At 50.2% G+C, this 25,800-nt stretch carries 25 protein-coding genes and 1 pseudogene; 19 read left to right on the forward strand and 7 right to left on the reverse strand.

Features of this window, described 5'->3' with window-relative positions:
- Positions 1-1,001 precede the first annotated feature (1,001 nt).
- From ACY4LX_RS16660 to ACY4LX_RS16675, 4 genes and pseudogenes are all read left to right on the forward strand, one after another.
- A pseudogene (locus ACY4LX_RS16660) lies at positions 1,002-1,088 on the forward strand (SEC-C metal-binding domain-containing protein); the annotation flags it as partial.
- 124 nt (positions 1,089-1,212) lie between these two features.
- The gene (locus ACY4LX_RS16665; RefSeq protein ID WP_463260606.1) at positions 1,213-3,051 is read left to right on the forward strand and encodes a protein kinase domain-containing protein; all 1,839 of its coding nucleotides are present in this window, start codon (positions 1,213-1,215) and stop codon (positions 3,049-3,051) included.
- Positions 3,052-3,137: 86 nt separating this feature from the next.
- Positions 3,138-3,503, forward strand: coding sequence for a histone-like nucleoid-structuring protein, MvaT/MvaU family (locus tag ACY4LX_RS16670; protein ID WP_463257090.1), 366 nt, complete (start codon positions 3,138-3,140; stop codon positions 3,501-3,503).
- 129 nt (positions 3,504-3,632) lie between these two features.
- Positions 3,633-4,409 (forward strand): SDR family NAD(P)-dependent oxidoreductase, encoded by a 777-nt coding sequence (locus ACY4LX_RS16675; protein ID WP_463260607.1) that lies wholly within the window; start codon positions 3,633-3,635, stop codon positions 4,407-4,409.
- A 275-nt stretch (positions 4,410-4,684) separates the two neighbouring features.
- Here the strand turns inward: ACY4LX_RS16675 and ACY4LX_RS16680 are convergent, their stop codons facing one another.
- Entirely contained in the window at positions 4,685-4,909 is a 225-nt protein-coding gene (locus tag ACY4LX_RS16680) for a hypothetical protein (protein ID WP_463260669.1), read from the reverse strand.
- Between the two features lie 378 nt (positions 4,910-5,287).
- Here ACY4LX_RS16680 and ACY4LX_RS16685 point away from each other — a divergent pair, with 378 nt between their 5' ends.
- Complete coding sequence (locus ACY4LX_RS16685; protein WP_463257091.1) at positions 5,288-6,028, forward strand: hypothetical protein; 741 nt, start codon at positions 5,288-5,290, stop codon at positions 6,026-6,028.
- A gap of 133 nt (positions 6,029-6,161) precedes the next feature.
- On the opposite strand, the gene ACY4LX_RS16690 is transcribed toward ACY4LX_RS16685, so the two are convergent.
- From ACY4LX_RS16690 to ACY4LX_RS16705, 4 genes are read right to left on the reverse strand one after another with little or no spacing between them, the layout of a single operon-like run.
- Positions 6,162-6,752 (reverse strand): hypothetical protein, encoded by a 591-nt coding sequence (locus ACY4LX_RS16690; RefSeq protein WP_463257092.1) that lies wholly within the window; start codon positions 6,750-6,752, stop codon positions 6,162-6,164.
- A gap of 43 nt (positions 6,753-6,795) precedes the next feature.
- Positions 6,796-7,266, reverse strand: a complete 471-nt coding sequence (locus tag ACY4LX_RS16695; protein ID WP_047573592.1) for a hypothetical protein — start codon at positions 7,264-7,266, stop codon at positions 6,796-6,798.
- Positions 7,267-9,543 (reverse strand): Mov34/MPN/PAD-1 family protein, encoded by a 2,277-nt coding sequence (locus ACY4LX_RS16700; RefSeq protein WP_463257093.1) that lies wholly within the window; start codon positions 9,541-9,543, stop codon positions 7,267-7,269.
- Complete coding sequence (locus ACY4LX_RS16705; RefSeq protein ID WP_463257094.1) at positions 9,540-10,715, reverse strand: ComEC/Rec2 family competence protein; 1,176 nt, start codon at positions 10,713-10,715, stop codon at positions 9,540-9,542. The genes ACY4LX_RS16700 and ACY4LX_RS16705 overlap by 4 nt, the downstream gene beginning before the upstream one ends.
- A 122-nt stretch (positions 10,716-10,837) precedes the next feature.
- On the opposite strand from ACY4LX_RS16705, the gene ACY4LX_RS16710 reads away from it, so the two are divergent.
- The 11 genes from ACY4LX_RS16710 (at position 10,838) to ACY4LX_RS16760 (ending at position 19,903) form a co-directional block, all read left to right on the forward strand.
- Complete coding sequence (locus tag ACY4LX_RS16710; RefSeq protein WP_368979103.1) at positions 10,838-11,698, forward strand: helix-turn-helix transcriptional regulator; 861 nt, start codon at positions 10,838-10,840, stop codon at positions 11,696-11,698.
- 57 nt (positions 11,699-11,755) lie between these two features.
- The gene (locus tag ACY4LX_RS16715) at positions 11,756-12,547 is read left to right on the forward strand and encodes a hypothetical protein (RefSeq protein WP_058971520.1); all 792 of its coding nucleotides are present in this window, start codon (positions 11,756-11,758) and stop codon (positions 12,545-12,547) included.
- Between the two features lie 58 nt (positions 12,548-12,605).
- Complete coding sequence (locus ACY4LX_RS16720; RefSeq protein WP_463257095.1) at positions 12,606-13,502, forward strand: ComEC/Rec2 family competence protein; 897 nt, start codon at positions 12,606-12,608, stop codon at positions 13,500-13,502.
- Between the two features lie 109 nt (positions 13,503-13,611).
- Positions 13,612-14,412 (forward strand): hypothetical protein, encoded by an 801-nt coding sequence (locus ACY4LX_RS16725; RefSeq protein WP_463257096.1) that lies wholly within the window; start codon positions 13,612-13,614, stop codon positions 14,410-14,412.
- Between the two features lie 83 nt (positions 14,413-14,495).
- Positions 14,496-15,176, forward strand: a complete 681-nt coding sequence (locus tag ACY4LX_RS16730; RefSeq protein WP_463257097.1) for a C40 family peptidase — start codon at positions 14,496-14,498, stop codon at positions 15,174-15,176.
- A 234-nt stretch (positions 15,177-15,410) separates the two neighbouring features.
- Positions 15,411-15,917: a hypothetical protein gene (locus tag ACY4LX_RS16735; protein WP_463257098.1), complete on the forward strand. Its 507-nt coding sequence runs from the start codon at positions 15,411-15,413 to the stop codon at positions 15,915-15,917.
- Positions 15,907-16,308 (forward strand): hypothetical protein, encoded by a 402-nt coding sequence (locus ACY4LX_RS16740; protein ID WP_463257099.1) that lies wholly within the window; start codon positions 15,907-15,909, stop codon positions 16,306-16,308. The genes ACY4LX_RS16735 and ACY4LX_RS16740 overlap by 11 nt, the downstream gene beginning before the upstream one ends.
- Before the next feature lie 77 nt (positions 16,309-16,385).
- Positions 16,386-16,754, forward strand: coding sequence for a histone-like nucleoid-structuring protein, MvaT/MvaU family (locus ACY4LX_RS16745; RefSeq protein ID WP_463257100.1), 369 nt, complete (start codon positions 16,386-16,388; stop codon positions 16,752-16,754).
- Between the two features lie 568 nt (positions 16,755-17,322).
- The gene (locus ACY4LX_RS16750; protein WP_463257101.1) at positions 17,323-17,964 is read left to right on the forward strand and encodes a hypothetical protein; all 642 of its coding nucleotides are present in this window, start codon (positions 17,323-17,325) and stop codon (positions 17,962-17,964) included.
- Positions 17,965-18,456: 492 nt separating this feature from the next.
- Positions 18,457-18,729 carry a hypothetical protein gene (locus tag ACY4LX_RS16755; protein ID WP_463257102.1) on the forward strand — a complete coding sequence of 91 codons (273 nt, stop codon included), beginning with the start codon at positions 18,457-18,459 and terminating at the stop codon, positions 18,727-18,729.
- A 307-nt stretch (positions 18,730-19,036) separates the two neighbouring features.
- Positions 19,037-19,903, forward strand: coding sequence for a DNA/RNA non-specific endonuclease (locus tag ACY4LX_RS16760; protein WP_463257103.1), 867 nt, complete (start codon positions 19,037-19,039; stop codon positions 19,901-19,903).
- Between the two features lie 67 nt (positions 19,904-19,970).
- Here the strand turns inward: ACY4LX_RS16760 and ACY4LX_RS16765 are convergent, their stop codons facing one another.
- Positions 19,971-20,210: a hypothetical protein gene (locus ACY4LX_RS16765; RefSeq protein WP_463257104.1), complete on the reverse strand. Its 240-nt coding sequence runs from the start codon at positions 20,208-20,210 to the stop codon at positions 19,971-19,973.
- Positions 20,211-20,873: 663 nt separating this feature from the next.
- On the opposite strand from ACY4LX_RS16765, the gene ACY4LX_RS16770 reads away from it, so the two are divergent.
- Positions 20,874-22,127: a hypothetical protein gene (locus tag ACY4LX_RS16770; protein ID WP_463257105.1), complete on the forward strand. Its 1,254-nt coding sequence runs from the start codon at positions 20,874-20,876 to the stop codon at positions 22,125-22,127.
- A 13-nt stretch (positions 22,128-22,140) separates the two neighbouring features.
- Positions 22,141-23,187, forward strand: a complete 1,047-nt coding sequence (locus tag ACY4LX_RS16775; protein WP_463257106.1) for an SGNH/GDSL hydrolase family protein — start codon at positions 22,141-22,143, stop codon at positions 23,185-23,187.
- A 230-nt stretch (positions 23,188-23,417) separates the two neighbouring features.
- Here the strand turns inward: ACY4LX_RS16775 and mobH are convergent, their stop codons facing one another.
- Positions 23,418-25,226 carry a MobH family relaxase gene (mobH, locus tag ACY4LX_RS16780; protein ID WP_463257107.1) on the reverse strand — a complete coding sequence of 603 codons (1,809 nt, stop codon included), beginning with the start codon at positions 25,224-25,226 and terminating at the stop codon, positions 23,418-23,420.
- A 206-nt stretch (positions 25,227-25,432) separates the two neighbouring features.
- Here mobH and ACY4LX_RS16785 point away from each other — a divergent pair, with 206 nt between their 5' ends.
- Complete coding sequence (locus tag ACY4LX_RS16785; RefSeq protein ID WP_463257108.1) at positions 25,433-25,798, forward strand: DUF3742 family protein; 366 nt, start codon at positions 25,433-25,435, stop codon at positions 25,796-25,798.
- Positions 25,799-25,800: the final 2 nt, after the last annotated feature.

Consider the following 25,800-nt stretch of genomic DNA (forward strand, 5'->3'; position numbering starts at 1 on the left):
TGACCCAAGTGTTCATCAAGCTTGACGATGTTATGACCCTCATTGGTCTGTCCGGAGAGGAGGTGTTCTATGAGATGGGTATATCTGTAGATATTCTTTCCAGGCTTGAGCAGGCGGTGGATTCAGGAAGTTTGAGCCCTCACCAGGCGTTCTGGGCTCTCGACGGAGTCGTCTTCTCTCACATGCGATCAGGTAAGTTTGATGAGGTACCTGGTCGTCTGGCCCAAATGGAGGCGCTTCTTGCTGAGTATGAGTTCGAATACCGCGAGCAGATAGCTTGGGCAATGAAAAAAGTCATTTTTGCCTCGGAGCAGGGAAATGAGGAAGAGGTTAGGCGAGCCATCGAGTATGCCACCCCCAAAATACCCGATGCCAAAAATAGAAGGGTCTTTGAGTACAACCATGCGATTGGACTTTGGAAGCTGAAGCGTCATAAGCAAGCCGAAAATCTTTGCCGAAAAGTAATTGATGAGTATTACGAAATGCTAGGACTCACTCCAAAGGACGTGATTGGTAAAAATCCCGATGTCCTTTGGACTGTCATCAAGCGGCCTCCAGATGTTGATGAGGATCTGAAACATATTGCTGATGCCTTGGAGTTGTACGCCATAACGAGAGAAGCCCAAGGCCTCCCCACTCCTTTCGCTCGAATTCACTCCATGAAGTTTTACGGGATGATTGGTGCTTATGACTCAATCGTGCGAGTAGGCCAAGACCTCGCCGATGAGTTTGTCGGCTTGAAAGACTACGAGGGTGCGCGAGAGGTTATGGAGCAGCATGTGCTGCCTATGGTCTCGAAGGCCAAACTTGTCACGAGAATGGTTCAGTGCAGAAGTCAGTATGCAGTGATTCTCGCGCACGCTGGCGAACATATGGGGGCTGTTACTGAGATCCAGCGGTTGAGGCCATATTTGGATGGGGTTAGCGAAAGTCAAAGGAAGGAGGTTGAGCATCAGACTGGTTTCATTGCTCATATCATCAACCAATCCAAGCGGGCAAAGGTTAGAGCTACATTAGGGAGCGTGGGTCGAAATGATCCTTGCCCCTGCGGTTCTGGGCTGAAATACAAGAAGTGCCATGGCACTTGAATTCAGCTATGAGTGCTGAGGCGGGCGATGAGTGCGTTAGGGTGGTTCGGCAGCCAAAAGACGCAATGAATTTTCGAGAATAGATATGGTTGCCAGGAAGACTAGGGGTACCACTTTGATTGTAGTGAATGGATGGTCTTACGACTCCCGAGAGTTTCTTGGCGGTGGAGGCAACGGTGACATCTTCCGTGCAGAAAAAGATGGAAGAGTTGGTGCGCTTAAGCTACTCAAAATCAACCTGAAAAAACTCAAATCGCCAAGCATACAGAAGCGAGTTGACCGTTTTCGTGACGAAGTGGAAGCGCTCAAAAATTGTGCTGATATTCCGGGTGTTATCCCAGTTTTTGAGGCCGACACCGCCCCTAGGCCCAACCAACGACCTTGGCTGGTGATGGGACTGGCTATCCCTCTTGCCGAGCAACTTGGCAAATCACCGTCACTCAGAGATGTCGTTCAGGCGTTTCACGACATTGCTGCGGTGCTTGAAACCATGCATGGGCGCAGGTTTTCCCATCGTGATATCAAACCCGAAAACCTCTTCTACTACCAAGGTCGATGGACGGTGGGTGACTTTGGGCTTGTTAGTTTTGAAGGCAAGGTAGGAATTACCGAGCCAAACGAGCGAATTGGCCCTCTGTTCTACAGTGCTCCTGAAATGCTCAATACCGCGATAGAGGCCGATGGCAGGCCAGCCGATGTTTTTTCGATCGCGAAAACTATTTGGGTGCTTGCTACCGGACAGCGATTTGCTTTGCCAGGTGCTTACGATTTGAATCATGAGGCTTTTCAAATCGGTACTTATCTACCTGCCGCCGAAAACACAGCCCCATTAGATAAGCTGATTGCTAGTGCGACAGCCTTTTCACCCGAGAATAGGCCAACCATGAGCCAGGTACGCGCCGAACTGCACGCTTGGTTGAGCCCCAGTAAGGAGCAGAATTTGGCAATCAAGTTTGATACCAGCAAGTTCAATGCTCATATCGACCGAAATCAGAGGTCTATGGACATAGAGGCGAGCAGAGAGGCCCAGAGACAGGCCCAGCTAGCGAGTGCCGCACAAAGAGTGAGAGAGTCACTGTCTCTCTTCACGGAAGATGTGGTGACTGGGCTGAAGGATGCAAAGCTCCACACCGTTACCCACGCATGGAACAAAAATGATCATTCGCTCACAATTCGAGGCAGCATTCCTGGCATCACTCACTGTGGGGTTGTACTACGGATTGGTGTTGATGATCTCCAGCCTCCGAACCTGAAGGTCACCGGGCGTACCCTGCTGGAGTGGAAAGGAGCGCCGGCAGCTCAATTGCTGCTGTGGAATGAGGAGGCACAATTTTTAGAGGCCGGGAGTGAGGAGCCGCTGGCAATTGAACGGCTACAACTAAGTGCAACTGCTGCGCTCCATGCGACGTTGGAGCAGGCATTTATAATGTCATTGGCACAGCCCACGTCCGTTCCTCAATTAGAGAGCTACACCTTCAACATCATTGATAGTAAAGGGGCGTCATTGGCTGGCGCAGATGTTTGCCTAGTCAACAGCGACGGTGCTTCGTTCAATGGGCGTACAGATGAACAAGGACGCGTCGTGATAGGCCCTCATCCTCTGATTGCCCCCATTGCATTTGTTGCTCACCCATTTTATCGAGGCGCCGTGCTTTGGAGTCTCCTAGAAAACAATGAGGTTGAGTTATCTTCTTCATCAGGTGATGGGTCTTTCATCTCTTCCGGTGCTGGACATTATTGGCCTGAGCTCAAGACGAGGCTCAACCTTATTCACCATGAGCTCAATCGTTCATACATGTACGCGTCTGATGGCGTGATTGATCATGGTGTCCACCAGCCCGGACATATTGCTCTTGGGCGTCAGACGTATATCAAAGATAAGCCCGGTAACACCATATCTATCTGCCCGCAGGCTGTTCGAGGAGAAGTCTTCCTAGTGAATGTTATAAGGCTATCAGCTTGACCGCAGCTTTAGGCAGGGCACTGTACGTAAATGAAAAGCGCACTTTTTTATGTATTGTTGAGAGACTTACCACATAGGGATTTACCATGTCCAAACTCGCCGAATTTCGTCAGCTTGAAAAACACCTCGCCGAACAGCTCCTGGCCCTCGAAGCCCTCAAGGGCGACGCTGGCCTTAAGAAAGAAATCGAATTCGAAACGAAGCTGCGCGATTTGCTCGCAAAATACGGCTACAGCCTGAAAGACGTGATCAACCTACTTGATCCGCAAGCAGGCCGTCGTCCTGCAGCCGTCGAATCCAAAGCCGGTAGTCGCAAGCCTCGCCAGTTGAAGGTTTATAAAAACCCTCACACGGGCGAAGTCGTCGAAACTAAAGGCGGCAACCATAAGACGTTGAAAGAGTGGAAAACAGAGCACGGCGCTGCGACCGTCGAGTCTTGGCTGACCAAGTGATTTAGGTTTGAGTACAAATAAAGGGCCAGTTAATCGACGTAAGCGACCGAATCCTCCACCTTCGTTTTCGGCTATCTGCTACACCTCCATTCATGTGCTTCTCGCAAACCTTCAACGGAGGCAAGGATGATGAATTCAAGCTGGGCGGATCAGGTGGCGCTTGTTAGTGGAGCGGGCAGTGAGGTTGGAATCGGTATGGCCATTGCCCGTCGTCTTGGGGCTCAAGGGGCCAAGTTGATCGTCACGGCAAGCAGCGCACGCATCAATGAGCGAGTTGCGGAGTTACGCGCCGCCGGCTTTGAAGCAGTGGGTCGACCGGTCGACTTGACTCAGGAAACTCAGGTGAGTGAATTCGTCGCTTGGGCTGAGGCCGTCTGGGGGCGCATCGATATTCTTGTAAATAATGCCGGTATGGCGATGCAAGGGAGCCCAGAGCCGTTCGCCGAGTTCACGAGTACGAGCCTCGAAACCTGGAATCTTTCCATTGCTAGAAATCTGACAACTGCGTTTCTGTTAACCCAAGGGGTGTTGCCTGGGATGCGGGCGAGAGGCTATGGCCGTATAGTTAACATCAGCTCAACTACCGGCACACGGGCCAGTAATCCAGGGGAGGCTGCTTATAGTGCTGCAAAGGCGGGAATGGTAGGAATGAACATGAGTCTAGCTCTTGAGGTTGCTCATCAAGGTATCACGGTGAATTCAGTTGCCCCTGGCTGGATATCTACAGGGTCGAGCACGCCTGATGAAGTCAAAGCTGCACGATCTACGCCTCTCGGGAGAGCGGGGCGACCAGACGAAGTGGCCGCCGCCGTTGTGTTCCTGGCTTCGCCTGAAGCGAGTTACATCACCGGTGAGCTGCTCGTAGTGGATGGAGGCAATTGCCTGGTTGAGAACAAAGCTAATTAAGACTTTTCAACCCATTCTGCGACCGTTGAGTCTTGGCTGACCAAGTGACTTTAGTTTGAGTGCATAAGGGCCCGTGGGGCCCTTTTTATTTGTGTGTTACCAGAGTGTTAGTTCCAGTAGTCAGCCCGCTGAACCCGTGAAGCTTGTGTATCGACGCGGTATGTCCCGCATTGGCCGGCGCTTCCTTAAAGCTCGGGCACTTTTAAGCATCCGTCTACGGCTCAGGCGTGGGCACTGCGCCTGTATTCCATGCATTTGCCAAAGGAGCCAGTGCCTCAGAGGCTTAGTGCGCCGGTGTTTTCCACATCCTCAATATGATTGGCGCAGATGGCCGATTTTGTGGCTTTGCCGATATGGCCATAGACGTAGAAAATGTAAGTGGCGTCGGTTTCTCCACCTCCCACATAGTGATTGGTTGCCTTCACTGAAAAGCCATCAGCCTTGGCACGGTCTTGCTGGAAAGCTCTGACAATCTTGCGTCCACCCTCATGAGCGGACATGTGGCTTCCCGATCAAAATAGGAAAGGAAATGCCACCCACCCGTGGTGCTTCTTGGATGCGGGAAATTGATGGCGGCTTTGCCTGTTATGTAGTGCTTGTGCGAGACGCGTTTGAGGTCAAAGTCGAAAAGCGGCTGGGCCATGAGGGCTTTCCTGAATTTTTGAGCGCCAATTCGGTTAAGCGGAGCACACCCCAGTTCGTGGTATAGCGGCCCATCGAAGGGTGGAGGATCGCGTTGTTCTAGTTGATGTAAATCATAACCGTATTAAAAAGCGTGTGGCATATCTCTACGCATTGAGAAGTATGCTGCGAACGAACAGGTAACGCTCGAAAAATACCAGTGAAAAAATATTGTAGTTTCGCTAAGGAATTAGTGAGTGCCGCCGATGATAAATGTTCACCAATTAGCTAAGGGTCTGTGCGTGTCTGACGGTATATTTTCTGTGATCAAGAGCGTTTTTCCCACGTTCGTGGCTGGAGCTAAAGATCTACAGCGTTCCATAATTACTCCGACCGAATTTTTCAAAGATATGAAGCTGCGCAATTACTGGTGTGCGCAAGCCAGCTTGATCGGGCTCGTAATGGCCGTTGCGTTATCACTACTAAGCTTTCCATCGCTGAAAGGGATTGGGATAGAGCTGAGTAAAGACTTTGTAGCCGTCATGGTTGTCCTGAATTGCATGCTCCTGATCCTCTATGGAGCTTGCTTCTGGTTAGGCGCACGTTTCATGTTTGGAAAGGGGTCGCTGTTTTCTACGATCAACTCATTTTTTTATATCTCGATTTGCCTAGTCTTCATGAAGATCGCTGAGATGCCAGCGCTGGGTTCGAGAATGACCGCTTTAGCGCATAGCTGTGAGCTCGGGGAATTTGGAGCGAATGTCACTGCAGCAATATCCGCAAGTTCTGTTTCCAGGACGTCAAACTTTTTAATCGGCGTATTTTACCTTGCATTTACTGTTTGCTCGGTAAAACTCCAGCGAGGCGTCAATGACTTCGGTATCGTAAGGGGAGTGATGTCCGCGATTTTCGGGATGTTATTCTTAAGTTTAGCCGTTATTTATATCCAAGAGCCTGCAGTGTATGCAGTGGTCTGCGGCTACTTAGGCGAAAAGTAACTAACCATGTTTTGATTGGTTGGCTAGCTAGCGTTACGTCCTTGTAGATCAGCGATTAAGATAACTCATAATTTAACTGTACCATGGCTGGTTGTTTCTTTGCGTCAACAACCATGGAACGGTTATCGAGGATTCAGACCATCGGGCGTGGCCCGAATTCTTCTTCAATCCTTTCACTCCATGCTGAGTTTTCAGGTTTGTTAGCGGCCCCTCCTACTATTCTAATAGCGTATGCGCGGCACACCTCCAGAAGCGAGGGCGGGATGTATTCCAGTATCCCTCTGTATTCTTTGTAGTCCCCGTCACGGTACTGGTACAAATCAGCGCACCAAAGATCGTAGACCCAGTCACTGATTTCCTCGTCGCTTTGCGGAAGGGCAACCAATTCTTTGACGAATTTGTTCAGGTGCTGACGCTCCCTCTTGGAAAAGCCTCGGGTGGTAAGGCTAAAAAACTTCAAAGCCTTTATAGCTGGTCTAACTCGCCAGGTGAGCGAGTCAAGGGAGTCTGGAGCTCGCATCAGTGGCACTAGCTGATACGGATTGAGCAACTCGCCGGTATCCGTTGCCAAGGAATGCATTATACGGTCAAGGTGGAAGCTTCTACGCTCACTGCGCATGTGGCAAAAGGCATCAATGGTTTTATCAGTTTCCTTGCAGGGATCCGATATATCCCTTTCTGTGATATTACCTGCGCCATCCTGGTACTTAATGCATATGCGCACTGTTGCTCCTGAAATTCTGTACTGGGCTGTAAAATGTCACTGTTCATCTATTGTCGGGCGGGGAGCGAGTCTCGGAGGCGCGGCTCTTATCTATCCCCCACACTGCTTTAGCTACCTCTTCAATTTTCGCGACAAATTTATCGACGTTGAGCCCTGCGATGAAAGCTAGCGCGAAGAAACCAATTTCACTCGCGTCAGATTTAGAGCTGGATTCCAATACCAGCAAGCCCGCTTTGAGGAAAAGATAACTAACGGCACCAGCAATCACGCTCGTAATAGGACGGATGAAGTACCACGCATACCAGTCCGTATCCCACCTTTTGTGGACGCATTTGTTCAAGTACACAGCCCTGAGGCAATAAAGGCAGCCTCCCACGCAACCAATTGCACCACACATCAACGGGATCCGTAGCACCTCATAAGGTTGTGCAAGCCAACCTAGCGCCATTGCGCCTATCGAGTAGGTCGCGATGAACAGCAACAGCACAAGGTAGCCTACGATCAGAAGCAGCACTTAATAGTCCTTCAATTGGTCGGAGTACGTTCCAATAGTAACTGTGCAATCAGTTTCGCCCATGATGAGCATGACAACTGGCAAGCCATCGTTGGCCATGGTCAGGGCTAAGGAAGCTAGTAGATTCATGTCGTCGGAGCTCGGGCGTGACGAGTGCTTGGGCGGATGCGAATGCCAGTCACCGATGTAGTCGACGATCCCGGCTGTTCTCCGACGCGTATCAAGAAGCACTTCTTCCTGGCCCTCGTACCCTCGAATGAAGGAGGTGGGTGTAGAGACGCTATCTGGAGGGGCAGGCATTCCTTTGACTATATTGATAGTTTTCAACTGTTGGTCAGTGTATCCAAGCAATATTCCACCTGTTTCATTAGGTAGCGCCTGGCTTCTCAGGCTGCGGATTTGTTCAATAAATCCTTGATCCCACCGGACTGTCCAGCCGTCTGACCGTGCTTCCTTTGATTCAGAAATGGCTATTTCATGCGCTGCGACGCCGCCGGTTTCATCGTTTACATCCCATACACACGCTCGCGCGCCCGATTTGGCTTGGCTCAGCCTTACCTGCCGGCTGAGGAGTGATGCGTGGAGGCGAATCAGTTCGACGGAAAGCCTGAGGGAAATATCTCTGCACCCGTTCCCGACCCATTCACCTTTGCTGTGTCCATCAAGATGAAGTTCTCCCCACGGCGACTCAAGGATTGCACGGTAGTATTGGGCTTCGATGCTCGATATTCGAACGCCCCTGTCGCGGTCTTCGAGAAGCAATACTGAGCTTCTACCTGAAGGTGTGAGGAATACGCTTGCAGTACGAGGTGTTCCATCACGCTCACCTAATTCCCTCGGTACATGCAACGTCGTCGTGGCGTCCACTACTAAGCTTGCGTTGCTTAGTGCCGCCGAGACATTCACATCTTCGTCGACAACGCTCGCGTCAATCGCCATATGCGGTGGTTGTTCGGGGAATATTTGATCCAGAATGCTTTTAACGGCTCTGACTTTCGGGGATCCGATAGCAGAATCCGAAATGATGTGCCGTGCCAGGTTGTGAGGCATAGCTTGGTCAGGATCTATCAAAGTCCACTGACCCCAAGACTCTCTCGTCCACGTTTCCACCATGGAGCTGCCGAGAGCACCTACCCCAGCGATCACTCCTTCGAAATCCGAATCTGCAGATTCCAGGCACGACAATGACCGGATGAGTGGCTTGTCGAGCTTATATCGAAGCTGGGTTGGCAAAATTGAAATAGCTTTCCATCGCTCCTCTAGCGTTTGGCCTATGAGCTCAACGGGGCTCCAGCTTCCTCGGTATTCATCATAAAAAAGCAACCCGCAGGCTTCACCCAGATGGAGCAGGGAACTGGTAACCCAATAGGCGAGGTCGTCAACCTTGTCCACAGTCCCGTTCCGAAGTCTCGGAACCGATAGCAAAATAAGAACGCATTTTGGACGCTGTTCATTGGATGAAAGATCAGTGACCGAAATCAACTGCTTGATTGCTTTGGTAAGCTCGTCAAAAAAGGAACCGCCACGAATAGCCACCCATTGGTCAAGGTCTCCCAAGGTCGCTGGGAAGCGCTCGACGCGCGAGCTTTCAACAGGCGGCAAATTAACGCGAAGGGTAGGGATACCCTTCATTCCACATGCCGTTGCTGCATTCGCATCTACATAGTAGCCAAGGTAAGTGGTGACCTCAGTGCTACCGGACTCGGCTTCAACAAGAACCAAGCGGCGAGCAGGGTTTAAAGATTCCTGGGCGTGTTTGGCGGGCAAGATAATTTGGAACGATGTGTTGAAAAATAATTGCTCCAAAGGCTGATCGCCGAGATGAAGCGAATTTTCGGCTGATTCCCGCAACCACCAGAGCACCCTCGCAAGAAACTTTTGAGGAGTCCAGGAGCGCTGAATCTCTGACCATGTGCTGTTGTACAAGCATAAGGAAAGTGGCTCGCCGGTACGGGTGTAATTTTGATGGCCTAGAACAGGGAACTCACTTCTTAAAGCCCTCACCCCAACAGGTGGGTCTTCCTCCGCGTTCACAGTGAGTGCTAACCACTCCTTACGCAAGATACCGTTTGGGTTGTGGGCCCCAACCGACCCGTCTCCGGCCTTCACCACAATTATCTCGGTCAGGCCTGTGCCGTCTGATAGCGACCGGACTTCCTGGATCTGGAAGTATTCATGCCTTTCGCATGCTCGATAGATCTCAACCGACAAGGCAAGTGTCAGTGCCTGCGCTCCATCTTCGAGTGGGTTACCCCACTCGATGAGACTGAGGCTCACTTCTTGACTCCTGCCCGAGGTGCCGCCGCTGCCACAGCGCTGCTCGCTGCCGCGATCCCTACAGCTGCTCTCACCAATCCCGATGATGTGACCTCAAACCGGATCGCTTCTGGTTTGGCCTTTTCGCCGACACACAGAAAAATCCCGTTGACGTCATCCAGGATGGACTCGTACTCCCGCTTAGCTCGAATGCAAGGTGGGTCGTTTTTGTCATCGACCACCTTTTTGCTGCTGGCGACAATGATCGCACCCTGACGAGCTTGACCCAACGCAGATCTTGCACCCTCGGATACCTCTGCATCTTCCCCATAAGTCGACCAGCTGTGGTGCGAAAGTGCGTGCCACGAACAGTGGTGCGGAGCCTGGAGCAGATCGTATTCCAGCACTTCAGGAGTTTCTTTGTAACGTTCCCAGATTCGCTCCCAGATAGAGGTATGGGCATCGCCACCAGTCAGAAGGCGAGTTTTATTTCGGCTGAATGACGACGGAGCCAACTCGATACTCAAAATCACACTTGAGTGATTTTTCGAAAGAGTCTCTTCTGTCTCGTCATCCTGCTTGGGCATAGGTGCCAAGAGTTTTGCGCTGAAGAAGTCACCGTAGGTATGCCCACCAATGGTCGAGAACGTCTCCCCTGTCTTCACTAGGATGGGTTGGATGTTGTCGGTTTTACCTCCTTCATCCTCACCGAAAACTCGAACCCCATTACCAACCACTGCGTAGCCGAGCTCCTTCCAGCGAAGGACTCGGCGCCTTGCTTCAACGTGAAAGGCGTGGGCGTCGTCACACAGTGTTAGGCCGAGCGAGTTACGTCGCCGAAAAATCATAGGAGACGACCACATCTCACGAATCACGATTCGCTTTTCAGCCTGCGGCTTTTTATCGTCCGGGTAGTCCTCAATCGGCCCAAGCCAAAAATGCTTGCGCACGCCGAGGCAGTGATCTTCGTCAGGATGGCTGAGAAGAAACGCATCCACGTAGGGGCGTTGGTCAGCATCTGCCAGCAACTGCTTCCTCAGCTCCCCCGCAACATCCGGCGTCTCATCCTCAGGATCATCTGCCGCTTGGCGAATCCGGACGTCAATAATGATGGTAGTGGCATCGGCGTTAGCCAGTCGCACCATGGTCATGTCGCCGTTACCCACCGGGAAAAACGCAATTTGTCCAGCCATGGTGCACACCCCCAAAAGAAGACGCGAATCGTCGTGATGGCAATACGGTACTCATAAAAATTAGATGAGTCTAGTTTTTAGTAGTGTTACCATCGCACCATTCATTGCACTAGGCTCAACAGATGACTGACCACCCACCAAAAAAGGCAGGCCGCTGGGGCCAGATGCGCCGTTTGGAGTTCATTGACTTCAGGCTTTTGTGGGAAGGACGGGTAAATCGGGCTGATCTGCTCGATTTCTTCGGAATTTCTGCTCCGCAGGCTTCTTTAGACTTCGCTAGTTACTTGGAGCAGGCGCCAGGGAATGCAGTCTATGACAAGACCGTAAAGGCCTATGTGGCCACGGACACGTTCACCCCGAAATTTGCTCCTGACGACGGTTTGCGCTATTTGGACGAGCTTCTCGCACGGGAGATGGGCGTGATTGATGAAGCAGAAAGCTTCATCGGTTGGGCGCCTCCGATGGATTCGGTGCCCAACCCTATCCGTCTAGTCGATAAGCCGGCGCTTATAAAAATTCTTCGAGCTATTCAGCGGCAGGAAGCGCTTGAGATTAATTACCAATCGATGAGTGGGCCAGATCCAACCATCAGGACTGTCGCGCCACATGCTTTAGGGTTCGATGGCTACAGATGGCATGTGCGGGCCTATTGTTTTAGACGTAACCAACACATAGATTTTGTTCTCGCAAGAATACTTTCGTTGGTCCCGAAAGACCTGCCGTCTACACCACCTTACGATAAGTTATGGCATACCTATGTACAGGTGGTAATTGGAGCTAACCCTGAGTTGGACGAAGGGCGTCGTCGTGCCATTGAGTTGGATTACGGTATGCAGGATGGCCAAAGTACGTTGACCACCCGTCAATCTCAGCTTTGGTATCTTCTACAAAAGCTTGGTCTCAGGAACCACAATCCTGATCCTAAAGCACAGCAACTGGTACTTCTCAATCAGCCAGAGTGCCAACAATGGTTAGGTGAGTAATCTAGCTCGTGCACAGTAATTCAGGCCGATATTTGCAAATCTACTGATGGATTAAACATGGTTGCGATATTAGAGTTGGTGAAAGATCCCTACGAGCGAAAGGCTAGAGTGATACCAGGGCTTCTGGTTTCACTACCGCTGCTTGTGCCCTTACTGTGCGTTTATGGTGCTAAACATCCCGTACTTACCAGTGTCATTGGACTGCTGGGCGGGTGTGGTGCAATCTACGCGTTGGCGAGCGTTGCTCGTGGTCGAGGAAAAAAGCTGGAAGAAAAGCTGCTAAAGACATGGGGAGGAATGCCTACGACTTTAGCCTTGCGGCACAGTGATAAATTCCTGGATAGCGTCAGTAAGCAGAGATATCACCAACAGATATCGTCAAAGCTGGGAATTGATATGCCTAGTGAAAAGGATGAAAAATCGGATCCTGCTAAAGCTGATGATATCTATATTGGCGCGACTAAGCGCCTCAGGGAATTAACTCGTGGCAATAAAAATCTCCTACTGAAAGAAAATATCGCCTATGGCTTTCATCGCAATATGCTCGCGATGAAGGCTGTAGGAATTCTGTCTTGCCTTTGCGGATTAGGGTATGGCGGACTGATTGCGGGAGTAATTCGAGTCAAGCCGCCTCATTTTGAGCCGATTCATTTGGCAGATCCAGGGCTTGCAGCTGGGCTCACAATTCTTATTTCTGGGTCACTTTTGATGGCTTGGTTATTTTATTTCGACAAGGATGCTGTAAGGCGGATGGGTTTTGTCTATGCGGAACGCCTGTTCGAGTGCCTTGGTTCCCTACCCAATCCGAGGTCAAGAAAGAAACCAGCCCAAGCGCCGGTGGAGCCCTAGACTCATACGGATTTAACTTTAATACAAGTAGTCAATTATAATCATGCAGGGAGGCAAAATGCCTACGATAAAAAGCTTGTCCGTTGGTAATGGCGATATGTTCTATATTCTTCATGGTGGTGACAACTTCACCATGATTGATTGTAATCTGAATGCTGGGAATTCCGATGAGATTATCGCCGAGCTCAAGGAGGTATCAAAAACCAAAAGTATGCGACGCTTCATCTGCACTCATCCGGATGAGGATCACTTCAAAGGCATCGAGAAACTCGATAAAAAATTTCCTATAGCGAATTTTTATTGCGTAAAAAACAAGGCTCAAAAACCGGATCTAACGGATTCGTTTCTTCATTATTGTGCCTTGAGGGATAGCGGGAAGGCTTTTTTCCTTGAGAAAGGTTCAAAGCGTAAGTGGCTTAATCAAGGCGATGACGACCGTGGATCTTCCGGGGTTCATGTTCTTTGGCCGGATACCTCTAACGCAGACTTTAAGGAAGCTTTGCGTAAATGCGATGCTGGTGAAAGCTTCAATAACGTGTCCTGTGTATTGAGGTACTCTGTTAAAGGAGGGGCAAGCTTTCTTTGGTTAGGTGATCTCGAGACTGACTTCATGGAGAGCATTATAGATGACATTGAGCTGGAAAAAACAACCGTCGTATTCGCCTCTCATCACGGTAGAGCATCCGGTAAGATTCCAGACTCTTGGCTCGAGAAGCTTGATCCTCAAATCATTGTAATCGGTGAAGCTCCATCGCGGCATCTTCACTACTACACCGGCTATAACGTTATTACCCAAAACAAAGCAGGTCATATTACGATGGATTGCGTAGATAACATGGTTGATATCTATGTAACGAACGAAGAGTACGAGCGCGATTATCTTGAGGATCATGGCAAGCGAGCTTGCCCAGGATATATTGGCTCCTTAGAGGTCGAGACAGAGTACACACTCTGATTTGGCTGGCTGCTTGAAGGTAGCTGTCCGGGGTGGTTGCCTCATAAAATTTCTCATAAAAGTAGCCACAGCCTTAGGTGCCCATTACCCGCAGTCGTTGGAGAAAATCATGACTAATCAAGCTGTGCTTTCTGAAGGACGTTACTTGCTATTCTTGGACATACTGGGATTTAGTCAGTTGGTCGAGACTAAAAGCGTTCAGGAAGTTTACGGGGTGATTGATGAGTCTCTAAAAGCATTTGGTTACTGGGAAAGAATGAATGGGCTTTTCAAGACTATTTATTTTTCCGACACATTTATTTTTTACCAAGATCCAAAAGGTTATGCTAACTGGGCCTTTCTGGATATTTACGCCATCGGTGCAATGTTGCTTTCAGCGCTTTTGGCAAAAGGTATTCCTGCAAGGGGGGCGATCTCTTTTGGAGAATTTGAGGTTGATCTCGATACTACTGGTCGGCACCAACTCTACTTTGGTAAGGCTTTGATTGAGGCTTACAGAGCCGAGCAAGCTGAAAAGTGGATTGGCATCACAGTGCTGCCTTCAGCATGGATGCCCTATGAACAGAATAATCCTGGCTCGATTGTCTCTTGGGAGCGGGAAGGGACTTGGTTAAAAAGGGGGGACAATGTGTTACTGCTCAATCCGTTCATAAAGCTTCGAGGGTGGTACGACCTATTCCTCGCAGGCGAAGTCCCTACGCCGTATTCGCTGTACGATGAGCCGGAATTTCCGAATGATATTCTGGCATTCAAGTTTATTCGAGATCGGGCCAAAACATACGCCGCAAAAAACGACTTCATGAGCCCAGCTGCAGTCAAGTATCATATGACTCTAAATTTCTTGAAAAAGATCTTGGGGGACGAAATATATCGATGGGGTGAAGAGGCCTCGCAACTTGAAAATTTTTAGCGTTTGCGGTCTTGAATCTGACAGTGTGATTAGCCTAATTAGCGTTAAAAAATGTCCACTGGTATAAAAATGGAAGTAATATCATGAAAGCTGGAGATTTGCTAGTATCGTCTGCTAATAGTTGTGCGAGTTGGGGGATTAGGATCGGAACCGTGAGCAGTGTAAGTCACGTCGCGATGGCAATTTCACGTTACAGAGTAATTGAGTCTGTGCCCACAGGAACATATGCAAAATCACTTTCTAAATTTTTAGAAGGTAATAATAGGGTTTATCTATTGGAGAGGCCCGTCGAATTACAAAAAGTTCAGGTTACTAAGTTGCGACGGTCAGCACTTAGGATCCAGCGGCCAGGCTATAACTTGCCTCGCAGCCTTACATCTGGATTCGTCAGGTTTGGGTTTGGGTTTTGGTTGGTTTACTTTTTATTTGTGAATTTCACTCTGATTTATGATTATGATGCACCTTGGTTTATTTTGACGAGTTATAATTTTTTAATGGGGCTATTGCTTTTGGTTTTTTGCACTTGTGCTTGGCCGCAGCGATTTAATCGTGCTATTGATAAGTTACATCTTCCCGAATTTATGAAAACTGATATCGAGAAGCATTTCTGCTCTCAGCTGGTTATGGAGCTCGATCAGATAATCGGTGGCGGCCTATCAAAGGGTGTAATAAAAATCCATGAGCTCAGGCCTAAAGACGTACAACGGCGCGCTAACAAGAAGTTGGGTTACGTACGCAGGAGAATTAAGCCTCCGATAATTTAAGTTTCAAGTATCAAGATCAAGCCTTTGGCACTACTATTTGTCCCGTCGTTAGGATCAGAGTTGAATGCGAGGGAGTTTGAACGCATGAATACTCGAGCCTGACGCGGATGATCATACGGGTATCCTATGCCGTCCAAACGAGTCCCCCTAGGTACCTGGAAAAATCAGCTGGCTTAGATCGTTTTGTCAAAGGTACTCAGGCAGACCTGAAACAGGTACTCAAGGGAGGAGGGAATGAAGCTATTTTTAGACTGCGAATTCACCCAGCTCAATCGAGACACGAAGTTGATTTCGCTGGCACTCGTGTCCGAGGCCGGCCACGAATACTACGTTGAACTCACAGACACCTACCTAGTGGGAGACTGCAGCTACTTCGTGATCCAGAACGTCCTGCCTCAGCTCAACCTACCTGAACATGGGCAACCCTTGGTCGAAGCTCAAACCTCACTGCTCGCTTTCTTGAGCAACCTTGATGGCCCGCTCGAGATTTGCTCGGACGCGCCGGATTGGGACTGGGATCTCTTCTGCCAATTGGCCTACGCAAATCATCGTTGGCCTGCTAACGTTGCCAATAGTCCAACCAACCTCATCCTGCTATTGAGGCATCTCGAAGCGGATGATATCGGCGAAGTGACGCTCCCGGAACTTCCACATCACGCGCTGCTGGATGCTCGCCTCTTAGCCGACCTTTATCGTCGACTGACTGCCGGTTCCAATCGAGGCATTGAACATGGCCGATGATCTTCGTACGCGTGAGTCTGTTAGGCGCAAAGCCCTCTGGACACTTTCGCACCTGGTGCCGGGTGACCCACAAGCTGCCGCTATTTTGAATGTGCTTGACGATATTGAAGACCAAGAGCGCGTCGACTTAAACCAGAGTCATCCACACCTCGATATTGATGCTGTCCGCAAAGCAGTCCTTATTGAGCGCCACAGTTCCGGTATCAATATCGTTGACGAGGCCAGGATTCCACAGCCGTGGCGTGAGCGTTTTCTACAAGCGAGCATCGGCTCGACGCGCCTGATCGATGCCCCATACGCCCGTGATTGGGAAAAATTCCTGGCTCAATGGCAGGCTGAGATGAAGCATTTGGATGCTCACATGTCTGCAAGGCTTGAGCATGAGCGTTAAGCGTCGGAGGGCACCTTCGATTGTCTACTCTGGATAGTGCTGACTATACTGGCAACACTAAATATCTGAGGTGTTACATGTCCCGTCTCGCTGAATTCCGCGCGCTTGAACTACAGCTTGCTGCCCAATTGGCAGAGCTTGAAACACTGAAAAACGATGATGGTTTGAAGCGTGAGATTGAATTCGAAACGAAACTTCGTGACCTGCTAGGTGAGTATGGTTACAGCTTGCGCAATATTGTCGCGATTCTCGATCCGCATTCTTCAAACCGCCGTGCTCCAGCAGCTGCTGAAACCAAGGGCTCCCGTAAGGCTCGCGCCGTGAAGGTTTACAAAAATCCTCACTCGGGCGAAGTTGTCGAGACGAAGGGCGGCAACCACAAAATCTTGAAAGAATGGAAAGCCGAGCACGGTTCCGAGACAGTCGAGAGCTGGCTGGCCCGGTAAAAGTTTGAGTGCAAATTGAGGGCCCTGCGGGGCCCTTTTTTATGGGCAAGCTGTAGTCTCGGCTATCAGTGCTGGAATACTTCATAGCTTTGCAGGCGATACTCCAATCCCTACCCGTGCAGCGAAATCAACCAGAGAGTACACCTAGGTAGATAGCTGGAGCCCATCTTTGGCTCTGAAGATCATTCCTGCGGTGCCCAGTGGACATCCTTTTCAAGCTTTCCTCTGATGGGCCGATAAAGATGCGGTATCGAAACTACTACAGGAGAGTACGTTGGCCAGGGGAAAGAAACGGTCAGGAGCGCACGGGCGTCGAGAGCAGTCACGGAAAGGCGCGTTAGAGACAAAATTTAGAAGGTCGATTAATTATATTAAATCGCATCCAGTCGCCATACTAATATTGTTTCTAGCTTCTTTGGTGCCGCATGCGTATACGGTTGTGGGTGATTTCTTAGACGGTAAGTGGTCGGGCGAAACTACACTGTATATACACAGTGTGCCCCTAAGAAAGGGGGAGCCAGTATACGTATTCTACACTATACCCAGGTTGCCTGAGGCGGCGAAGATCATGGTGCCGGTTGAAATAGTCTTGTTTAATGACTCAAGGAAAGCGGCAAAAAATGCAGTTTTGACCCTTAAGTACGACAAGGCAACGGATCGACAGAAATTGGCAGCGATTCCGCATACTTACGAGGGATCGCTAGGCCCTAAAGAGCTATTGAGCGATGTAAACTCTAACGATGATTTTACTTATGCTAATCACCGAATGGCCTCAATGCATCCGGGTGATCAAGTGAACGTTGTCGATGGCGCGTTCGCATTGCCTAATCACACCGATACGCCCACCTACAAAGCTCCTGGCATGGGGCTAGACGTGCGAGCCTCTTTGTCTACCGATACCCAATCAAGCCAGGGCTGGGATATTAGGTATAGAGGAGTTGTAGCCTCAAGCAATGCACAGATTCTTGAATGGATTCGGCAGGACTATGGGTTATACGTAGCCGCAGACCTAAGACGAAAAGACGGATTTTGGGGATATCTTTGGGGGTGGGCCTTCTCAAAGAAAATCGATATTTTCAGCTTTTCTGTAAAGTTTGGTAGGGATGACAGCGAAAGGTTTTTTATTCCTGAGGCAGCTCCCGATGAATACAAACTTTACAAATTTGAACCTTATGTAAAAGAATTTATATTCGGTGATGGCCGGGTTTGAGTTCAAGGGGGGGCTCTCTGCGCACAAACCAGAGCATTTTATTTCGAGTGGTGCTCGAGGCGACCTTATTCAGATGGCGGCGCAAGCAAAGTGTGCAGGCGTGTGGCATGGAAGCCCGGAGGCACGAGACGCCGGCCTGCTAAGGCTCGGTTTACGACAGCCATTCCCCACAGGGGCACGCACAAAAAATGCTCTTGTGGGACGCGGCGGCAAACGACTAGGTTGAGTGGAGAAATCCGATGGATATGACAGACGATGACTACACAGTATAATTCGATATACAAATGCCCTTAGCTCAGGGTCGTCAGTTGTTGCAACTGGTGAAGATATTAAGGGATTCTAAGCCCATCCGAGACTCGACGGAGCTTTCCGAACACATTGGGGCTATTGCTCAACTGTGAATTACGTGCTGTAAGGGTGACTCCAGGATATCTTTGACTTCTTCGGCAGTGTTAAAATTCCCACGGGGTTTTCAAGCAGGAGGCCGGAGGAATGACCACCCTTCCAACGGCGCTTTACTGGGCGCTGCTTTGGGTTATTTGTGCCTTAGCGTTGGATTTTATGCAATACCTATACGGTTCTGCGACGTGGGCGGTTTTTAGCAGATCCAAAGAGAAACAGGGTATCGACCAAGAGGCTGAACTATTAGCTCCAGCCTTCTTGAATTGGCCAACAAATTTTTTCTACGTATTAAAAATCCTTTCCGCGATAGCCGTGTATGTGCAGATACTCCGGTATTTATACGCAGTGATTAAACCTGGTTAGGGCAGGCGAGCAATCTGCTTGATTTTAGAGGCTTTAGAGAGAGCTAGGGTGAATCTCCGTGCCGGTAACTCTTTTGCACCTCCCCGACCGCGACCTCGGTTGCCGTTTCTTTCAGGAACTGGCCGATTTACATCGCGCATAGACCCTCGCTCTGATCGCTGCCAGGCAATATTTGAATAGCCGTCGACGGACTATGACGAATCGGAAATGAGTCCTTGCATTTCATGACACAAATTGGCATATCGACGATGTGGCCTTTCTGGCAGGTAGTCATTAAGCTCTGCGGCCATTTTCAGGAGATCTTTCGATGCAAGGAATGCATAAGCTCAAGCTACTATCCATCGCCGCGATCCCACTGCTAGCGGCCTGCACCGCTTCCCAACCGATTGACGTTTCCAATAATTCAGAGCAACTTCAGTTGGCACCATCTGTAGCTGTCGACAACTGCTCAGTAGGCTGCCCCTCAGGCGGAAGCGAGCAGATCCTCAATCGTCAGGCATATACCCTTAACAACAACGGCTCAACCAAATTCGCCAACTGGGTTGCCTACAAAATCACAAATGAAACCCCTGCCAGCGGGCGCCCTAGAAACTGGAAAACCGACCCCGACGTTCCCGCCGGAGAAACGCTAAATCCAGTCGACTACAACGGCGCCAGTGTCGCCCTGAAAATAGACCGAGGCCACCAAGCAAACCTTGCATCTATGGGAGGCGTCTCCGATTGGCAGACCCTAAACTACCTCACCAACATCACCCCGCAAAAAGCCGACCTGAACCAAGGCGCTTGGGCACGTTTGGAGGATCAGGAGCGCATCCTTAGCAAGGCACCTGACATTGATGCCGTCTACGTGGCAACAGGCCCCCTATACGAAAAGAGCATCGGCTCACTACCAGGCACAAATAAGGTTCACACGATCCCTAGCGGCTACTGGAAAGTGATTTTCACTGGCAGCACGCCTGTTAGCGGCCTCTATGCTGCCTTCATCATGGAGCAAAGCACCCCACGGTCCGCGAGCTACTGTGATTACCAGGTAACGGTAGAAGAGATCGAAGAGCGCTCGGGTCTGATTCTGTGGAGCAATTTGCCACAGGTTGTTCAAACGGGTCTGAAATCAAAACGTGGTCAGTTGTCCCAGAAAATTGGATGCGCCTCGGAAGCTGTTGTCGCTAAATAGACGAGCATGAAAAAACCACCTGTCGTAAGACAGGTGGTCTGGATTAGATCTAGCGTTGGTAGATGATTCAGTGAATAAATTTCATGGCAGCGATGAGGATACCGACTGCTGCGGATAGCATGACACCCATACGAATAGTGAGCTTAACTTCAAGTTGAGCGAGTTCAGCTCGTAAAAGAGCTATGTCTGCTTTGGTTGCGATTGACGTCTGCAAATCGGACTCCAATGCTTCGATTACGGCGTGGGCTTTCGGCTCAGGCACGTTGATTGCGATCAACGCTTGATATAGAGCCAGTTCCATTCTCATAAGGCCTCCAAAAAATTACAAAGGCCTACCCACGACGGGAAGGCCCGTCGTGGGTTAGAAAAAGTGTGCTTCCATCGACTTAGTCGACTGACCGCGCTACCGGAAGCTATGCGGTCATTGGGTGGATCCTGCGGTAATCCGCAGCGCCGACTCGAAGATCCTGACGGCTTGGCATGTAGCTGAACATGTCAGCAAAACATGCACCTAAATTGCTTTCTTGCTCGCTCTCTGTCAATCCACAAACCGGTTACTGACTGTGTCTAGAATGGCGTTGCGGTGAGGTCGAGAAATTGCTGTCTCGCTCACAGGTACCTGTTCGACTAATGCTACGTGAGTAGGGCAGACGCTTATCCGATATCAGCACACGTTGACAGCATTTCGAGCTCGATCCGTTGCATTTCAGCAGAGGTTCACGTCGGGAGGGCGTCGGTGCGCAGGGGAGAAGATGGGTACGTCTGCTACCAAAACCATCAGCGCATCCCGCCGGACAAATACTCATCAAGACGTCTGAATCCTAGGTCGCATTAACGTTTGCGGTTGTAATTTCCAAATTCGATAAAGTGCCATTACGAGGAGAGCGTTCCTTTTTTTGCTGGGACGCTTGAGTTTTCCAAACTCCCGCCTAGCCTCATTGCAAATCGCCACTAAGTCATGGAGCAAGCTATGCGGCCAACTGGAAGACCATTTTTTGTTATAGCTACCGCGCTCTCGCTTCTCTGCGCTTGTGGTAGCGCATGGGCGTTCAAACTCAACCCTTGTTTGAGGGTGCTGGTTTACAACGACGGCGCCCTTGAGGCTGAGAAAATCAGAGATAGGAATCTATGCGGGTGGGCACCCGAAAAAATGCGGTTGACCGTCCACGAGCATATGACCAATTTCGCGATCGATGAATATCGAGGGTCTGGTTTTCTAGTGAATGCCGCGAATGGGCCGGCTCGGGATAAGCCACGCCAGCAAGTACTTAACTACATGACTGACCCCGTCTGGTCTAAAAGTCCAGGCTCACCAAAGCATCATACCTACATGATCATCTTCGGTAGCTGGTGGAACGATGATCCATTGATGTATCTGTGGGGTTCGGGAAGCGACTTCAGACATGGGCTTGGCAACCTCCGAACACTGTTCAGAAATAACTCGGCGCGTTATGAAGGGGGTATGAATAGTTGCTCGGTACTAAAGAAGGATCACCTCGCTTGGAATTCACATTTTGGGAGGCTTCAGTACCTGCACTTCATGAGTAACGCCGACGGCAAAGCAAAAAAAGGCGAGCGTTTAGGCGAAACACTGCGGAAGTCACTCGGGTGGATTGAGTTCGCTTACAAAGTTGCCACGGGGGATATACCTCCTACGGCCCCCTTCACAGCAGAACAGCAGGCGGCGCTCAGCCTCCCATCCATTGCCGAAAATTACTGTTTGCAAGATCCAGCCAACACGAAGATTCGAACTCTGTTCGCTAGACCGAGCGGAGATGATGCGATGCGAGACCAAAGGACTCCAGACGTAGCGCTAGGCAGCATATTTCACATTCTTCAAGACTCATTTTCACCTGGGCATACATGTAGAACTGATCAGATCGTTGATGGTGAACGCTACGCTGTCCTGAGTGACGTTTACAACTATAACGAACAAGACGAGGATTTTCACAGTAGCAAGGACATCTTTCCCGGATGGCTACATAGCTACGCTGAATCAGGTAAGCATGTCTATGCAAATGATCCCATCAAGGTCGGAGCTTGGGTGTTGCAAGCCGTTGATGCGAAAACCCCATGGGAGGAAGTTAAGGAGCATTTGTTACAAACGGTGTTTATGACTGCGGGTAAGGCTCCTCCTTCAGTCCAGGCCAGCTGTATTGGTCAGCAAACCGTCTCACAAAATACGGCCTTACCAGTATCTATCACAGTCGCGACTGAAGATTAAATACGGAGCAATCATGAACGATGATCTGGAAAACCGAGAAAGCGCTCGTTTAGCCCTCCTAGATATGGTTTATGAAACGCAACTTCATTCACTGTCAACCACGTCGGGGATGTCCGGCGCGCAGCCATATAGTTTGCCATCTCAACTGTCGAGCCTTGCCACAAGGTCAAGTATTACCAGCAACATTGGATTTCGGGCAGGCATAAGTGTTGTCGCGCAAGGTGATTCCTGGTTCGACTATATCGGCAACGACATCATCCAATCTCTGAAGAACCGTGGATTTGCCATCAAGAACTATGGCACTGCGGGGGATACTTTGGAAAACATGCTTTTTGGTACTGAATTCCGTGGGCGTAATTGGGAGCGTCACCCGGCAGAACACGCGAAGGTCTTGGAATCGATTAGGCTCATTAAACCTAAATTTTTTCTCTTCTCCGGGGGTGGAAATGATATCGCTGGCCCCGAGCTTGCGCCTTACCTTAATCATGCAGGTCTGTACCCAAATGAACCTCTGCGCTTGGATTTTCTGGACTTCATGTTCAAGAAGGTCTTTCGCGACTATTACGACTTCATGATCAAGTCGGTGAAGAGCACACTTCCCAGTATAGAAATAATTCTTCATGGCTACGGCCATGCGATTCCTACAGGAAAGGGCGTCATTACTGTTGGGCCTTGGCGCTTTATCGGCCCTTGGCTGCGTCCCTCCCTGACCGCCAAGGGCATTATTGACCCCGCAACTCAAATGGGGGTTATCACACGGGTCATCGATGTGTTCAACGAAATGCTGGCAGACGTCGCGAAGGTTCACGCTAATGTGCACTACATTGATCTACGTGGAATTATCAAATCAAGTGATTGGATAAATGAACTTCATCTAAATCATTCTGGGTATGAAAAGGTTGGTCAGGCTTACCAGTCGCTGATGCAGGACTTGATGACCGCTGCGGAGAAACAAGCGTTGGTGGAGAATAAGGCGTTGGTAGATGAGTTTCTTGCTAGGCCTGAAAGCGCGCTGCAACACCATAAAGGGTCCGACGTAGGATTGCCCGCAGCACATTGAGCACCGAGCCTCAATAGCGTCGTCGATTGCTTGACCGGTTTCGATGACGCTTGCTGAGGGTGATGATTTGGCAGACGTCGAGTCCCGATGTAGTTTTTTCAGCACAGGTACTGAACACTAAATCCACAAATGCAGAACATGACCTGGTACGTGAATTTTGATGTGAGTCACTTCAGAAGAATGTGAGGCTATTCCTCTATTAAGTGAATGAACCTCGTGCCTAATACTGGCTACCGAGTCTTCGCTGATGGATGTGGTGATTCCTCAGCATTACCTAGCGTCACGATTTTTAGGTAGGGATTATTCAGTGCCAGTTCATTCAGCAAACCTCCGGGTGATTTAAGCAGGTATCCGTGTAGGCGCCGGGTCTTGCGCGGTCCGGTGACTTCGCACGTCCAGATGTTGAGACCATTGGGTTGCTTGCGATGGAGCTTCATCTGTTCGAAGCGTTTCTGTATCCATTGCCAATCGGACAGGCTTTCCTGTTTTGCGATGCGAGCTAAGTGCGGGTGTTCCTGGCCGTACCGTTGAAAGACCCCCGGTGTGACGAGGTAGATCGTGTCATTGACGCTATGAACCAAGGCTTTGGTGTCATTCATTATGATGCGGTGCGTTTGAACACCCTGAGTAAACCATTGCATAAAATGTTCGCCTGACGGATCTGCATAAATCGGAGGAGGCGGCACTTCTACGGTGGGTAACGCAACGTCCTCAATGCTGCCAGGCTCATCCATATTTGGTGGCGGGGAGCCTAATAGGTCCATCAGCATATCGACTGAATCTAGCGGCGCGGGTGACGGCGGGGTCGTGCGCGCCGGGGCTGTTTTATCTCCTCTTGAAGGTGTGCTCGTAATTCCATCAACCTGCTCAGTAGGGATGGTTGGCAGGTCGGGGGCATCGACTATGACGCTACCGCTAAACGCTTCCGGTCGCGCTCCTGTATCCCAGATCAGTGCTGGAGACAGCTTGAGAAAGGTGAAGCTGTGCGACCAACCGTTCTCACTCGTGACGTTGGCTTTCCAAATGGCTTTACCGTCGGTACTGGGCTGAGCGATTCCATGGTCCTGTAGAACATTGAATACGGCGGTGTTCTTCTCGGGTATGCCATCGATGCCCTGGGACAGTAGATGCGCACGCAATTTATCTGAGACAGTTTTGCTGACGAGCCAAAGAGCATCTTGAGTGAGCCAGCCATCAGAGGCTTGAGGTTGGTTGATTTTCAGCTCTTTGCTCAGCAGGTAACGTAGGCCTTCCAGCAGCTTTCGCTGTAGCGCGTGTTTTGGCGCTGTCAGGGCTTTGACTGGGTCGCCACCCAGTGCTTGGGCTACTGATGCTTGGTCGGCTTGCATCACGAGTGAACCCAACTCTCCAGCGTGTTCGTACTGACCTGCCAGGTTGTAGATGAGGGAAGCCCAAAGCTCTGGGAACGTGCAGAGCCAATCCATGATTTCCCGATTCAGAAGCTGGCAGACGAGCATGCCTGCCGCTGCGCCGTGTAATCGATATTGTCGGTCCTTACGATAGCGGAGGCGGTAGGGGCGGGAGAGTGGGCCGTGCCATGGATGCCAGACTGAACCGTCTGCATATTCAACGTGCAGATCAACGCCTATTTTTCCAAGGTCGTGGGCCAGAGCGCCGTAAGCGATACCCGCAGTCCAGGCTTCAGATTGGGCGATCTGTACTTCCGGCTGGGCACCGCAGGGGAGTAAGTGCGACTGCCGCAGTTTTAACGCGTAGGCGACGACTTCTAGGCCGTGGTCGAGCATTCCGCCGGGGTAGGCATGATGGTGACTCTCAGACGCTGGGAGCTGCTGCACCAGTTCGGCGTAGCGCTCGATGGGGTCGAGGTACAGTTTGTTGAACTGCGCTCGGGAGAGGGCTGTTCGCTGCCAAATGTGATCAAGCAGTTTTTGCCTGCGGGGTTCCGAAAGCAGCGCTTGGGCTGACTGAGGCGCGGTCAATCCTTTTGAAGATGATTGCTCGGTGGGGGAGCTTTCGATTTGAGGTGACCGTTGTTTGCGATGAAACAGCGAGAACATGATTTACCCTGTTGGTTTGATCGATTTGAAGGCCTTTTCTTCTTTTCGGGTAGGGCCTTTCCCCTTGTGCTCCATTCCCTTGGCCCATTCCATTTTTCCATTTACCTTTTTGAGGCTGCGCATTTTAGCGGGGCGCTGCCAGGGTCAATTGGCTCGCGCGCGACCCCTTTTTATGGATAAACGTTTACGGACAAGGAGGTTGTGCAATGACGAAAAGGGACAATCCTACAAAGGCGATGCAATTTGGCCGATGGCTTGGGCGTCGGTGGCGGGGCTATCTCCGGTATGAGGAGAAGACAATGCAATGGCTGCAAAATAAAGGTATCCCTATCGAGGTTTCTAGGATCCTTGGGTGGATTTTGAAGGCGGTAGTCATCATCGCTCTGTTATATGTTGCGTTCTGGATCACTCTAATCGTCGTTGTGGCTACCGTTGGCGCCTATGCTGCTCTTAATTCTGATACGAGCATGAATGACGAATCCACAGAGTGGCGCGATGGGTTATCGGGTTTTGGGCTTTACGACCGAGGAGGCAACAGGATCGATCCGCATGATCCTGATGAAATGCCATAGCC

The sequence above is a fragment of the Pseudomonas sp. Emmai genome, from assembly GCF_055179735.1.